Here is a 13,571-nt window from a genome sequence, read left to right as displayed (position 1 = left end):
ATCTCGTGTCTGGCTCGCCCCGAGAGGAAGACACATGGACGTACTCGACCGCCTCGCTCGCCATCTTCTCGTCGACGGTTACCGGCTCGTGCTCGACCTCGAGCGCAGCCAGGGCTCCTGGCTGACCGACGCGCGCACCGGCCGGAAATATCTGGACTTCTATACGTTCTTCGCCTCTGCTCCGCTCGGCGTGAACCCTCCCTTCGACAAGGAGACGGCTCGGATCCTGGGCGAGGTGGCCAGGAACAAGCCCGCCAACCCGGACATGTACACCGAGCACCTGGCCGACTTCACCGAGACCTTCAGTCGCGTGCTCGGCGACCCGGACCTGCCCCACCTGTTCTTCGTCGAAGGCGGCGCGCTGGCCGTCGAGAACGCGCTGAAGACCGCCTTCGACTGGAAGAGCCGCAAGAACGAGGCCGAAGGACGCAGCCGCGACCTGGGCACGAAGGTTCTCCACCTCACCCGCGCCTTCCACGGCCGCAGCGGCTACACCCTCAGCCTCACCAACACCGACCCGGCCAAGACCGACAGGTTCCCGACCTTCGGCTGGCCCCGCATCGACGTCCCCGCCATCCACTTCGGCGACGTCGAGGCCGCCGAGGAACGCGCCCTGGCCCAGGCCCGCGCCGCCTTCGAACGCCACCCCCACGACATCGCCTGCTTCATCGCCGAGCCGATCCAGGGCGAGGGCGGCGACAACCACCTGCGCCCCGAGTTCCTGCAGGCCATGCAGCACCTGTGCCGCGAGTACGACGCCCTGTTCGTCCTGGACGAGGTGCAGACCGGCGGCGGCACCACCGGCACGCCCTGGGCCTACCAGCAGCTCGGCCTGGAGCCCGACATCGTGGCCTTCGCCAAGAAAGTCCAGGTGGGCGGCATCATGGCCGGGCGCCGGGTGGACGAAGTGGCCGACAACGTCTTCCAGGTGAGCAGCCGCATCAACTCCACCTGGGGCGGCGGCCTGGTCGACATGGTCCGCTCCCGCGCCCTCCTGGAGATCATCGAGCGTGACGACCTGATCACCCGCGCCGCCACCCTGGGCGCGCACGCCCTGGAACGCCTGACCAAGCTGCAGGCCGAGCACCCCGGCGTCGTCTCCGGCGCGCGCGGCCGCGGCTTCATGATCGCCTTCGACCTGCCGGACGCGGAGGAGCGCGATCTCCTGATCAAGCGCCTGCGGGAGGAGGAGGGCGTGCTGGTCCTGCCGTGCGGCGAGCGTTCTGTACGGCTGCGCCCGGCCCTCAACATTCCGGAGGACGACCTGAACCGTGGTCTGGCCTCCCTGGCCAAGGCCCTTCCCTAGACCGAGCGTGTCAGGCCCGCGGCTGCGGGAACCGGCCGCGGGCAGCGGCGGGGCGGCTCCGCCGTACCTGCTGGAAAGAAGAGGTCAGTCGCGGGAACGGGAGTTCCACAGACCTATGGCGGTGACTCGCGAGTCCACGCCCAGCTTGGCGTATATGCGATTGACGTGGTTTTTCACCGTCTTCTCGCTCAGGAACAGGCGCTGGGCTATCTGTCCGTTGGACTGACCGGTGGCGATCAGGTCCATGACTTCTGCCTCGCGCTTGCTTAAGGACGTGAACACGCCGCCGAAGGCGGTGTCGTCGACTCTCATCCGGCCTCCGAGGGCGCGATGTCGGTCAGATCGCCGAGGGCCCCCCACGCATCCGGCGCTAGCGGTAGACAGCGAGCATAACTCGCAAAGACCTGGTTTGGGGACGTTGCTGGAGAAAACGGAGGCGCGTCGATGGGGTCCAGGCAGTATCAGAACGGTATTGGAGCCACACGGCGCGGACAAGGCGAATCGGGAACGCGAGCCGTACGACATGGTGCGTCACGCGAGCCGCGACGCCCGCGTGACCGCAGTCCCGCGGGCATGCGACAGGCCCGGCCACCACTGTGACCGGGCCTGTCGTTCCAGGGTGAGCGAGGGGACTTGAACCCCCGACATCCAGGACCACAACCTGGCGCTCTGCCAACTGAGCTACGCCCACCATGCGTGCCGCATCGCGGCGGCACAGGAAAAGTGTAGCGGTGTTCGGGAGTCTTTACGCCACCCGATTATCCGCTGACGCGTTCGGCGAGTCCCCTGGCCGTCATCGAGTCTGGACCGGGCTGACCCACGAACACGGCCGCCCGGTAGTAGCGCAACTCCCTGATCGACTCCGTGATGTCGGCCAGGGCGCGGTGCCCGCCCTGCTTCTCCGGGGCGGCGAAGTACACCCTCGGATACCAGCGGCGCACCAGCTCCTTGATCGACGAGACGTCGACCATCCGGTAGTGCAGGAAGGCGTCGACCGCGGGCATGTCACGGGCGATGAACGTGCGGTCGGTGCCGATCGAGTTGCCGCACAGCGGTGCCTTCTTCGGCTCCGGGATGTGCCGGCGGATGTAGTCGAGCACGAGCGACTCGGCCTCGGCCAGCGTCACCCCCTGTCCGAGCAGCGGCAGCAGCCCGGAGGCGGTGTGCATCTCACGCACCACCTCCGACATCTGCTCCAGCGACTCGGGCGGCGGCTTGATGACCACGTCCACGCCCTCGTCCACCTGGTTGAGCTCGCTGTCGGTGATCACGCACGCCACTTCGACGAGTGCGTCTCGGCCGAGGTCGAGGCCGGTCATCTCGCAGTCGATCCAAACGAGCAAGTCACTCATGGGTTCAGCCTAGTGCCCCTGGTCAGGCGGGCTTGAGAGAGCTGAGAACCTGGTTCACCACATCGGTGCCCAAGTTGTCGGGGACGGAGACGTACAGGAGGGTCGGCCGCTCGCCGGTGCCGCGGTCCATCAGCACGATGGCGGCGTTCTCCTTCTTCCATTTGTAGCCCTTCTCCTTGGCGACCTTGGAGAAGTCCAGCTCGAACTGGAGCACCCAGGCGTCCTTGTCCCCGATCTTGATCGCCTCGTTCTTGACGAGCTTCCTGGTGTGGGGGAGCTGGTAGTAACCGGCGAACGTGGCCAGCACCGTGTTCGCCGTCGCGCCCAGGCTCTGGGTGCCCTGGTAGGGGTAGAGCGGGTTCAGCGCGCCGGCGTAGACGTTGCCGATCCAGTTCGACTTGCCGTCGTACTTCTCGTGCGAGACCGCCTCGGCCGCGCTGCTCCAGTTCTGCCGGTCCGGTTCGGTGCCGTTGACCTGGCTGGCCTGCGGCACCTTCCAGCCCTGCGGGATCTCGAAGGACAGGCCGGCCGTGGTGTCGGTGATGCGGCCGCCCTCGACGCCGGGCAGCTCCGTGGGGATCGGGGCGGGCGAACCGGGCGCGGTGGGGACGGGGGAGCCCGGGTCCTCGGTCTCCGTGGGGAACGGGGCCTCGGAGGACGTGGGGGGCGTGGACGGGGGCGCCGCGGTGCCGCCGCTCGTCTGGTTGACGACCACGACGGCGGCCACCACGATCAGCGCCACCACCACGAGCACGCCCACGCCGCCGAGGATCCACGGCAGCGGGCCGCCCTTCTTCGGCGGGGGGCCGTAGCCGCCGGGGCCGGGCGGCAGGGAGCCGCCCCACTGGCCGAACTGCCCGGGTTGCTGGCCGTACACGGCGGTCGGCTGCTGCTGGCCGTACGCGTTCTGGGTCAGCTGGTCCTGCGGATTCGGCGGGCCGTACGTGCTCTGCGGGCCGCTTTGCGGGCTGCCTTGCTGCTCGTACGGGTTCGGCTGGCCGTACGTGCTCTGCTCGTAGGACGGGCGCTGCTCGAAGGACGGCTGCGCGAAGGGGGTCGTCGGGTTCGGGGTCGACCCGGAGGACGGCTGGCCGTACTGGCCCTGGCCCTGCAAGGGCGTGCCGTACTGCAGTGTGGGGTTGGCGGGGTGGGCCGACCAGTCCGTGCCGTCCTGCGGCGCGGGCTGCGGGGCTTGCGGAGGCTGCGGGGGCGCCTGTTCCTGCGCGTGTGTGGCGTCGGTCCACTGGTTGCCGTCCCACCAGCGGAGTTGGGGCGATCCGTAGGGGTCGGGGTACCAGCCCGCCGGGGTCTGCGAGGTCATGTCGCCAGCGTAATAAGAAGTGCAATGAGATGCATTGTCAGCACTTGTAGGTGAAGGTGGCCTTGTCCTGCAGACGTTGCGGGGAGGTGACCGTCAGCGTCGCCGTGAGCTTGGCGGTGCTCCTGCCCGACACCTTCCACTTCAGCGGGAGCGAGTAAGAGGTCTTGTCCGAGGTCGTGCGCTGCGTCTGGAGGATCTTCTCCTTCCTGTCGCTCTGCGCCCACTCGTAGCGGATCTCCCCGGCGCCGCCGTTCGTGCTGATCTTGCCGGTGATCAGCACGTCCGCGTCACAACCCTGGGCCTTCTTCGGGGCGCTCACCTCGATCGCGGTCACCGCCAGCGGAGTCGACGGGCCGCTCAGCCGGAACCAGGCCAGCAGCCCTCCGGCCACGACGACCGCGAACACCGCCGCGGCCAGCACCGTGCGCCGCCGCCGGGCCCGCGCCGCGCGCCCGCTCCTTCTGGCGGGCGCGGCCTCCTGGGCGCCCTGCCGCCACATGCGCGCGGCCGTGGTCTCCACCTGCGGCTCTCCCGTGCCCACACCGGGGCCGAAGTGCTCGAAGGCCGGGGCGTGGAGCAGGGTGACGATCTCGCCCTCGTCCCGCTCCGGGATCGGGTTGAGGCCGATCTCCAGCGTGGTCCGGTTGCGCACCTCCTGGGCCAGCCGGTCACGGGTGATCTGCCCGCCGGGCAGCGCCTCCCGCTGGCCGAGCAGGACGTCCCCGGCCGCGGCCAGGCCGTGCAGGGTGGCCGTGGCCGCCGCCCGGTCCAGCAGCCGAGCGGACGGCTCCGGGCAGGAGGCGCCCAGCGACCTGGCCAGCGTCGCCCAGGCGGACACGTCACGCTCCGGCGACGCCTCCTGGTCACGGACCGCGTCCAGGAGCCCGCGCTCGATCAGCAGCGCGGCGCCGTTCTCCGCGATCACGATCGTGCCCGGGTGCAGCGACCCGTGCGCCAGCCCCGACGCGTGCAGCGCCTGCAGCGTCTGCGCGGTCTCCACGAGTACGGCTGCCGCCCCCGGCGGATCCACGGCCCTTGCCGCCATGAGATCGCCCAGCGAGGGGCTGATCGCGGCGGCGGTCAGCAGCCACACGTCCGCGCCCGCCGCCACCACGTCGGCCACCTGCACAAGCCCCGACGACCCGCCCTGCGGACTGGGTGGTCCGCCCTGCGCACCCGGTGGACCGCCCTGCGCCAGCCGCCGGTCGGCCACCACGGCGGCCACGACGCGCTCGCGCACCCCGGGCAGCCCCACGAGGCCGGGGTCGAAGCGCAGCGCCCCGGCCCGGCGGCCGTCCGGCGTGATCGCGTCGGCCCAGGTGCCCAGTTCGGTGATGCGGGTGTGGTCCGTGAGCCGGTAACCGGCGATGGACCCGTTCGCCTTGCTCATCGCCGTCGCTCCCCGGGTTTCCTAGCGCCGCCTGCGATGCCGCCCCGCCATGCGGCGCCTCACCGCAAGTGTGACGGGTACCGCGCCGGACGTCATCAGCCCGAACGCCAGGACCGCGGCCGGGATCTGCTCCGCCTCCGGCGCATCGGCTCCCGGCCTCGAGCCCGCGCCTTCCCCTGAGCCCGCACCCGATCCTGAGCCCGCACCCGATCCTGAGCCCGCACCCACCCCCTCGCCGCTCGGAGTCCTGGTCGGGGGCTGCTGGGTCGTCGGCGGGACTGTCGGGGGCGCGGAGGTGGTGGGCGGGGGCGCGGAGGTCGTGGGTGGCGGCGTGCTCTCGTCGGTGCTGGCGCGGCCGGTGATGCCCTCCTCCGGCGTCTCCTCCTCCTCGGGGGTGGGCGAGACGGTGGGCTTCTTGGACTTCGTCTTGGTGGGCTTGGTCGGTTTGGGAGTCGGCGTGGGCGTCGGCTTCCGCGTGGGTGTCACGGCGGGCGGCGGGGGCGTCACGGGCGGCGGCGCGGCGCTGGCCGAGCTGGAGGGTTCCGGCGTCGGCTCCTCGGTCGTCTCCTCCGGTGCCGGCTCCTCGGAGGTCTCCTCGGGCAGCGGGACCTCCTGCGGCGTCACGCTGATCGTCGGTGAGCTGCTGGCCGCCTGCAGCCGGGGTTCGCCGTCGGAGGCGGTGGTCACCACGATCGCCACGGCCACCAGCGCGCCGACGCAGACCGCGCCGACGGCGATCTTGGCGCCGAGCTTGCTCATCAGCCTGGCCGGGGCGCGGAACTGGGTCTCGGCCACGGAGGTCGCGATCTGCGCGGTCCCCTCCGGCGGCGCCGGGAACAACAGGAGCAACAGCCCGGCCAGCCTGGCCAGGCGGCGGCGTCCGCGCTCCTCCCAGTCGGGGCCGTACGCCTGGACGGCGACCGTCTCCAGCTCGGCCAGCAGGATGTCGGCCGTCGCCGGGCGCTCGGCGGGATGCTTGGCCAGCCCGCGCTCGACCAGCCCGCGCAGCGGCTCGGCCACCTCCTCGAGCGGCGGCGGGGAGCTGTGGTGCTGGCGGGCCAGCGCGGCCAGGTTGGTCGCCCGGTAGGGGCGGGCGCCGGTCAGGCACTCGAAGAAGACGACGGTGGCCGCGTAGACGTCGGTCGCGGGCGTGGCGGCGCCGCCCGCCCACTGCTCGGGCGCCATGTACGGCGGGGTTCCTGAGGTGTTCGTCCCCTGCCCCACGTGTACGGCGATGCCGAAGTCGACCAGCTTGCTGGTGCCGTCACCTTCGACGATGACGTTCTCCGGCTTGAAGTCCCGGTGCACGACGCCGAGCGCGTGGGCGGAGGCCAGGCCGCGCAGCGAGCCCTTGAGGACGGTCAGCGCGGCCTCCGGCCCGGTGGGGCCCTCTGAGCTCAGGATCTCGCGCAGGGAGACGCCGTTGACCAGGTCCATGACGATGGCGGCGCCTTCGCCGTTCTCGACGTACTCGATCAGCCGGGCGTTGTACGGGCTGCGCATGGTGGCCAGCAGCCGCGCCTCGTGCCGGAAGCGGGCGACGAACGCCACGTCGAGGCGCAGCTCCTCGGACAGGTACTTGATGGCGACCTGCGTGCCGTCGTGGTCCCGGCCGGCCAGGACGACGCGTCCCGACGCACCGGAGCCCAGTTCGCGGACCTCGGTGTAGCCGGGAACCCCCCACTGCCCATCCATAACGCCTCTTCTCTGGAGTCGTCAGGGCCCCCACCCACTTCAGACGCACGGCAGTGTAACCCCTCTTACTCCTGAAGAGTCGGATATTTCACTCTTCCGGTTTATGGGTTTCCGTGGGGTTCTCTGATGGTTTCTTGTCTGTTGGTGGTGGAGAAGGGGTTTCTGATGGTTCAGGGGGACATGCCGGAGTCCGGCCGGAGGCGCTGTCCGACTTCCCGCCGGCCGAGGCGGTCACCGACCACCCCGTGCCGCAGGACACCTTCCCTGCTGAGAAGGCCACCGTCCTGCTGTAGGCGGTCTGGCCGGCCAGTTCCAGCACCCGGCTGCCGATCGTCCGCCCGGCCGCGGTGAAGGCGACGCTCAGCCGTACCGCCTGCTCGTTGAGGGTCGTGACGCCGACCGTCGCGACGGCCTTGCCGCCCGTGCTCAGGACGGCGCGCAGAATGGCGATCCGCGCCACCCCCGCCGGACAAGGCACCGCCGCCTGGGCGGAGGTCTCCCGGCTGCCGGCCGTCACGTGCACGGACAGCGTCCCGCCACATGGACGCTTGGCGAAGGTGTGGCTGAAGGCCCGGGTGTAGGACCGCTGCCCGGCCAGGGTCGCCTGCCGGGTCAGCACCTGCTCGCCGTTCAGCGACAACCTGGCCGACAACGGGATCGCGGCCGTGCCGCTGGCGCCCACCTGGACCCGCACGCTCACCGCGCGGCCCGGCGCCTGCGCCACCGCCAGCGCCGCCCGCAGGCTCGTCACCTCGGTCGGGCACGCCGGGACGGCCACGGTGCTGCTGCGCGGGCCGCCCGGGGCGGCGGGCGAGGTCGTGACCGTCAGCGTCACGTTCTCCCCGCACGGGCGCTCGGGCAGCGTGTGGCTGAAGGAGCGGGTGTAGGAGAGCGCGCCACGCAGGCGGGCCTGCGTGGACCTGACCGTGGTCCCGCCCACGGTCAGGCGGGCGGTGAGCGTGACCTCGGCGGTGCCGGTCGCGCGGACGGTGACCGATCCCGACGCCACGTTGCCCTCGCTGAGCGTCAGCCTGCCCAGGGAGAGGGCGGAGACGGTGGTGGGCGGGACAGGGGTGATCGTCGGCGTCGGGGGCTTCGTCGGGGGTTTGGTCGGAGGTTTGGTCGGAGGCTTCGTGGGCGGCTTGGTCGGGGTCTTCGTCGGCTTGGTCGGGGTCTTCGTCGTGGGCGGGCTCTTCGTCGGAGGCCGCTTCGTGGCCGGTGGGTTCGTGGCCGGTGGGTTCGTGACCTGCGGGTCCGTGACCGGACCCGTCTCCGGGCCGGTGGGCGGATCCGTGGGCGGCGCGACGCTCGGGACCACGGCCACCGGCACCGAGGCGATCGCGCTCGGGTCGACGACCTCGGGCGTCTCCGTCGGCAGGGTCGGCGTCGGCGTCCCCAACTGCGCCGGGCTCAGCTCCGGCGTCTCGGACGGCGCCGCCGCCACCGTGTCCACCGGCGTGACCGGCACCCGGTTGTTCAGCGCGATCACCGCGGCGACCGCCACCGCGACCGCCAGCCCGGTGCCCACGCCCATCCGGACCGCGTTGGCCCGCATCGCGCGGAAGACCGTCCGCGTGACCGCGGTGCCGACCTGCGGCGTGGCCGCCTGCGGCATCGGCCACAGGAGCGCCAGCAGGCCCACGAGCGCGGCCAGGCGGCGGCGTCCGCGCTCCTCCCAGTCCTCGCCGTAGGCCGCGCGGGCCACCGTCTCCAGCTCGGCGACGAACTCCGCCGCCCCGGCCGGACGCCGGTCCGGCTCCTTGGCCATCCCCCGCGTGATCAGCTCGCGGACCGGCTCGGGCGCGTCCTGGACCGGGATCGGCGCGTGCAGATGCTGGTACCCCAGCACGCTGGGCTCGGTCGAGCGGTAGGGCCGGTGCCCGGTCAGGCACTCGAAGAAGACCGCCGTCGCCGCGTACACGTCGGTGGCGGGCGAGGCCGGGCCGCCCGCCCACATCTCCGGCGCCATGTACGGCGGCGTCCCCTCGGGGTGCGCGGCCGTCCCTTCCCGTACGGCGATGCCGAAGTCGACCAGCTTGCTGGCCCCGTCCTCGCGGACGAGGACGTTCTCCGGCTTGTAGTCCCGGTGCACTAGCCCGAGCGCGTGCGCCCGAGCCAGCCCCAGCAGCGAGCCCTTGAGCACGACCAGGGCCGCCTCCGGCCCGGTGGTGCCGTTCTCCCGCAGCAGCGCCCGCAGGGAGACGCCGTTGACCAGTTCCATCACGATGGCCGCGCCATCGGGCTCCTGGATGTACTCCCACATGGTCGCGATGTGCTGATCGCGCACCGTGGTCAGCAGCCTGGCCTCCGACTGGAACCTGGCCAGGGCCGCCGGGTCCCGTCTGAGCTGCTCGTTGAGATATTTGATCGCGACTTTGACGCCGGTGTCGTCATGCACGGCCAGCACGACCCGGCCACTTCCACCCGCACCAAGCTGTCGGACCTCGGTGTACCCGGGGGCGCTCCACTCCATCGCCAACTCCCATCAGGAGGCGGCCCACAAGGTTGGACGTGCGATTCAGCGGTCAGGTTTTCATGAAACTACTGGAGATTCCGGATGGGAATGGGCAAGCGGCTACCATCCCGATACGGCATCGCGGGCGCGCATGATCGTCGGGCTCAACGGCGGTGCAGAATGTGCGGCGGTACGGCGGTGCCCTCGGGCAGAACGGGGTCCGGCACCGGCGTCCCGAACCCGGTGACCACCGGCAGCACCCCGGCCCAGATCGGCAGCGCGTAGTCGGCGTCCTCGTCGTCCGGCGCTCCGCGGCGCAGCTTGACCGACGCCTCCTCCAGCGGCAATGCCAGCACCGAGGTCGCGGCCAGTTCCTTGCGGGTGGGGCGGCGGGTGTAGTCCCACTGGCCGGGCGCCAGGTGCTCGCTGAGCGCGCGCAGCCCCTCCAGGCGCTCGTCCGGGTCGGTGACCAGGCGGGCGGTGCCGTAGATCATGGCGCAGCGGTAGTTGAACGAGTGGTTGAAGATCGAGCGCGCCAGCACGATGCCGTCCACGTGGGTGACCGTGACGCACACCTCGGTGCCCTGGCCGGAGCGCAGCGACGTGGCGCCGGTCGAGCCGTGGAGGTAGAGGGTCTCGCCGATGCGGCCGTAGCCGGTCGGCACGACCATCGGGTGGCCGTCGCGCACCACGCCCAGGTGGCAGATCAGGGCGGAGTCGAGCACCTCGTACAACTCGGCGCGGTCGGTGGCGGCACGCTGCTTCTCGCGGCCGAGCGTGGTGCGGGGTGTCGTGGAGAGCATGCGGCCATCTTCACGCCGAAGTGGACTTGTAGATTAGGGCCACTAAATGCCGATTCATGGAGACCACTTCGTGCGCAGCCTCGTTGACCTGCCCGTCGCCCTGTCGCGGGACGCCGCCGAGCCCCTGGCCGCCCAGCTGACCGGGTGGCTGCGCGAGGCGATGCGCGGCGGGCGGCTGGCGCCCGGCGAACGCCTGCCGTCCAGCCGCGGGCTCGCCGCCCAGCTCGGCGTCAGCCGTACCGTCGTCACCGAGGCATACCAGCAGCTCTACGCCGAGGGATGGCTGGACGGGCGGCACGGCTCCGGCACGTTCGTGACCGAGCTCGACCTGCCCGCGCCCGCGCCGCCGAAGCCGTCCGCGCCGGTCCGGCGGCCGGAGCCCGAGCCCGCCCCGTCCATCGACCTGGTCCCCGGCGAGCCGTGGGTGCGCGACTACGATCGCGCCGCGTGGAAGCGGGCCTGGCGCAGGGCGGCCGACCTGCCTCCCGGCGACGACCCCGACCCGTACGGCCTGCCGCACCTCAGGGAGCTGCTGGCCCGGCACCTGCGGCGGACCAGGGCGGTGGCGGTCGGGCCGGAGAACGTCCTGGTCACCCGCGGCACCGCCAACGGGCTGGACCTGGTCGCGCTGGCGTTGCGGGAACGGGCCCGCCGCGCGGGGGTGGAGGACCCGGGGTACAGGGTGGCGCGCAACGTGTTCGCCGGGCGCGGGTTCGAGGTGGTGCCGTGCCCGGTGGACGGCGACGGCGTGATCGTGGACGGTCTGCCGGACGATCTCGGCCTGCTGTACACGACGCCCGCGCACCAGTACCCGCTCGGCGGCCGGCTGCCCATTCCGCGCAGGGAGCGGCTGCTGGCCTGGGCCAGGCGGACCGGGGCGACGATCGTGGAGGACGACTACGACGCCGAGTTCCGCTACGACGTGGCGCCGCTGCCGGCGTTGTACGGGCTCGATCCGGCCCGCGTCGTGCTGCTGGGGACGCTGTCGAAGGCGCTGTCGCCGGACATCGGCCTCGGCTGGCTGGTCGGGCCGGAGGACCTGCTGGCCGTGCTCGCCGGCCTGCGCGAGGATCTCGGCGACCGCACCAGCGGGCCGGTCCAGCAGGCGGTGGCCACCCTGATCGAGCACGGCGACGTCGACCGGCACCTGCGGCGCATGCGGCTGGAGTACGCGCGCCGCCGGGCCGTCGTGGTCGAGATCCTCGGCCCGGTCTGCCGCCTGCACGGCGACACCGCGGGCCTGCACGTCCTGGCCGAGCTGCCCCCTGGCGTGGGACCCGTCCTCGTGCGCGAGGCCGCCGCGCGCGGGGTGCGCCTGGACTCGGTGGAGCGCCACCACTTCGGGCCGCCGCGCGTGCACGGCCTGGTCATCGGGTACGGCTCGGCCTCGCTGGGCGACGTGCGCAGGGGCTGCGCGGTCGTCGCGGAGCTCATTGCGCACCGGACCAGAGCGACGTTCTAATGTGGTCCCATGACCGTTCCCGGCCTGGACTGGCCCCGACTGACCGCCTGGATGGCCGCGCACGTCCCCGGCGCGGGCGAGCCGTCGTCCGCCGCGCTGATCTCCGGTGGCAAGTCGAACCTCACCTACCGCATCGAATGCCGCGAACACCCGGTCGTCCTGCGCCGGCCTCCCCTCGGCCACGTGCTGCCGACCGCCCACGACATGCGCCGGGAATGGCGGGTGATCTCGGCGCTGGGCGGCACACCGGTGCCGGTGCCGCCCGCCCTGGCCTTCTGCGCGGACGAGGAGGTCATCGGGGCGCCCTTCTACGTCATGGGGCACGTGGACGGCGCCGCCGTACGCACGAAGGACGAACTCGGCGACGTGCCGGCCGAGCGGGCCCGGCGGCTGGCCGAGCGGCTGGCCGAGGTCCTGGCCGCCATTCACCAGGTGGACTACCGCGCGGCCGGGCTGGGTGACTTCGGGCGGCCCGAGGGTTACATGACCCGCCAGCTCCAGCGCTGGGAGCAGCAGTGGGAGCGCTCGAAGGCCGCCGACCTGCCCGAGTACGACCGGCTGGTGGCCAGGCTGCGCGCCCGCATGCCGGGGCGCTCGGAGAGCACGCTGGTCCACGGCGACTACCGGCTCGACAACACGCTGATCAGGCGCGATCCGCCCGAGATCCTGGCAGTGGTCGACTGGGAGATGTCCACGCTCGGCGACCCGCTGGCCGACCTGGGGCTGACGCTGACGTACTGGCAGGACCCCGGGGACGCGGAGCGGGCCAGTGTGCCGGTGGCCGGCGACGTCACGCTCGCGCCCGGCTTCCTGAACGCCGCCGAGTTCGCCGCGCACTACGCCAAGGTCTCCGGGCGCGACGTCTCGGACGTCGACTACTACGTGGCCTTCGGCAACTTCAAGCTGGCCGTCATCGTCGAGGGTATTCACGCCCGGTTCCGGCAAGGTAAGACCGTGGGAGAGGGCTTCGACGGCATCGGAGCCGCCGTACCCACCCTCCTCGCCCGCGCTCACCGCATGCTCGACCGGGAGGCACCATGAGTTCCGTCGCGTTGATCACCGGGGCAGCCAGCGGCATCGGCGCCGCAGTCGCCCGGCGGCTGGCCCGCGGCGGCGTGCGCTGCGTCCTCGTCGACATCGACCGCGACGGCGCCGAACGCCTCGCCAAGGAGATCGGCGGCACCGCCGTCACCGGCGACGTCGCCCTCCCCGAGACCTCCGCCCTGGCCGTCGAGGCCGCCGAGCGCGAATACGGCCGCCTCGACCTCGTCCACCTCAACGCCGGCATCCCCAGCGGCGTCGACATGGCCGCCTTCGACCCCGTCCAGTACCGCACGGCCGTCACCGTCAACATCGACGGCGTCGTGTACGGCGTGGCCGCCGCGACCCCGGCGCTGTCCCGATCGGGCGGCGGCGCCATCGTCGTCACCTCCTCCCTGGCCGGTCTCGTCGCCTACGACGGCGACCCGGTGTACACGATGACCAAGCACGCGGTCGTCGGCCTGGTCCGGGGCATGTCGGCGCCCCTGGCCGCGCGCGGCATCCGGATCGGCGCGGTCTGCCCGGGTTTCACCGACACCCCGCTCGTGGCCGGGATGCGCGACGTGTTCGTGGGGGCGGGCTTCCCCCTCCTGGACGCCGAGGACGTGGCGGCGGCCGTGGAGTCCGCGTTCTACGCCGAGGAGCCGGGCGCCATCCTCGTCGTGCAGCCGGGGCGGCAGCCGATCCCGTACCGCTTCGCCGGCGTCCCCGGCCCGGCCACCGGCCAGCGCCCGCCCGCCTTTTAG

11 protein-coding genes and 1 tRNA gene are annotated in these 13,571 nt (G+C 72.1%); 4 read left to right on the top strand and 8 right to left on the bottom strand.

The window, feature by feature from the left end; translation table 11 throughout:
• Nucleotides 1–34 precede the first annotated feature (34 nt).
• Nucleotides 35–1,306 carry an L-lysine 6-transaminase gene (gene lat, locus FVE25_RS33995; RefSeq protein WP_157251238.1) on the top strand — a complete coding sequence of 424 codons (1,272 nt, stop codon included), beginning with the start codon at nt 35–37 and terminating at the stop codon, nt 1,304–1,306.
• Between the two features lie 84 nt (nt 1,307–1,390).
• Here lat and FVE25_RS33990 read toward each other — a convergent pair whose 3' ends face one another.
• The 8 genes from FVE25_RS33990 to FVE25_RS33955 form a co-directional block, all read right to left on the bottom strand.
• Nucleotides 1,391–1,618, bottom strand: coding sequence for a helix-turn-helix domain-containing protein (locus tag FVE25_RS33990; protein WP_157251237.1), 228 nt, complete (start codon nt 1,616–1,618; stop codon nt 1,391–1,393).
• Between the two features lie 306 nt (nt 1,619–1,924).
• Nucleotides 1,925–1,997 (bottom strand) — tRNA-His (locus tag FVE25_RS33985).
• A gap of 67 nt (nt 1,998–2,064) precedes the next feature.
• Nucleotides 2,065–2,658 carry an oligoribonuclease gene (orn, locus tag FVE25_RS33980; protein ID WP_157251236.1) on the bottom strand — a complete coding sequence of 198 codons (594 nt, stop codon included), beginning with the start codon at nt 2,656–2,658 and terminating at the stop codon, nt 2,065–2,067.
• A 22-nt stretch (nt 2,659–2,680) separates the two neighbouring features.
• Nucleotides 2,681–3,979, bottom strand: coding sequence for a DUF2510 domain-containing protein (locus FVE25_RS54010; protein WP_181019791.1), 1,299 nt, complete (start codon nt 3,977–3,979; stop codon nt 2,681–2,683).
• A 37-nt stretch (nt 3,980–4,016) separates the two neighbouring features.
• On the bottom strand, nt 4,017–5,369 hold the full coding sequence (locus FVE25_RS33970; RefSeq protein ID WP_157251235.1) for a protein kinase family protein: 1,353 nt from the start codon (nt 5,367–5,369) through the stop codon (nt 4,017–4,019).
• 21 nt (nt 5,370–5,390) lie between these two features.
• Nucleotides 5,391–7,064 carry a serine/threonine-protein kinase gene (locus FVE25_RS33965; RefSeq protein WP_157251234.1) on the bottom strand — a complete coding sequence of 558 codons (1,674 nt, stop codon included), beginning with the start codon at nt 7,062–7,064 and terminating at the stop codon, nt 5,391–5,393.
• A gap of 88 nt (nt 7,065–7,152) precedes the next feature.
• Nucleotides 7,153–9,537, bottom strand: a complete 2,385-nt coding sequence (locus tag FVE25_RS33960) for a serine/threonine-protein kinase (protein WP_157251233.1) — start codon at nt 9,535–9,537, stop codon at nt 7,153–7,155.
• A gap of 146 nt (nt 9,538–9,683) precedes the next feature.
• Nucleotides 9,684–10,322 carry a pyridoxamine 5'-phosphate oxidase family protein gene (locus tag FVE25_RS33955; protein WP_157251232.1) on the bottom strand — a complete coding sequence of 213 codons (639 nt, stop codon included), beginning with the start codon at nt 10,320–10,322 and terminating at the stop codon, nt 9,684–9,686.
• A 46-nt stretch (nt 10,323–10,368) separates the two neighbouring features.
• Here FVE25_RS33955 and pdxR point away from each other — a divergent pair, with 46 nt between their 5' ends.
• From pdxR to FVE25_RS33940, 3 genes are read left to right on the top strand one after another with little or no spacing between them, the layout of a single operon-like run.
• The gene (gene pdxR, locus FVE25_RS33950) at nt 10,369–11,784 is read left to right on the top strand and encodes a MocR-like pyridoxine biosynthesis transcription factor PdxR (RefSeq protein ID WP_157251231.1); all 1,416 of its coding nucleotides are present in this window, start codon (nt 10,369–10,371) and stop codon (nt 11,782–11,784) included.
• Nucleotides 11,785–11,793: 9 nt separating this feature from the next.
• Nucleotides 11,794–12,825, top strand: coding sequence for a phosphotransferase family protein (locus FVE25_RS33945; protein ID WP_157251230.1), 1,032 nt, complete (start codon nt 11,794–11,796; stop codon nt 12,823–12,825).
• Entirely contained in the window at nt 12,822–13,571 is a 750-nt protein-coding gene (locus FVE25_RS33940) for an SDR family oxidoreductase (protein ID WP_157251229.1), read from the top strand. Before FVE25_RS33945 ends, FVE25_RS33940 begins: the two co-directional genes overlap by 4 nt.

The organism is Nonomuraea typhae (assembly GCF_009760925.1).
Taxonomy (GTDB): Bacteria; Actinomycetota; Actinomycetes; order Streptosporangiales; family Streptosporangiaceae; genus Nonomuraea; species Nonomuraea typhae.
This window is presented reverse-complemented; position numbering and strand designations above follow the sequence as displayed.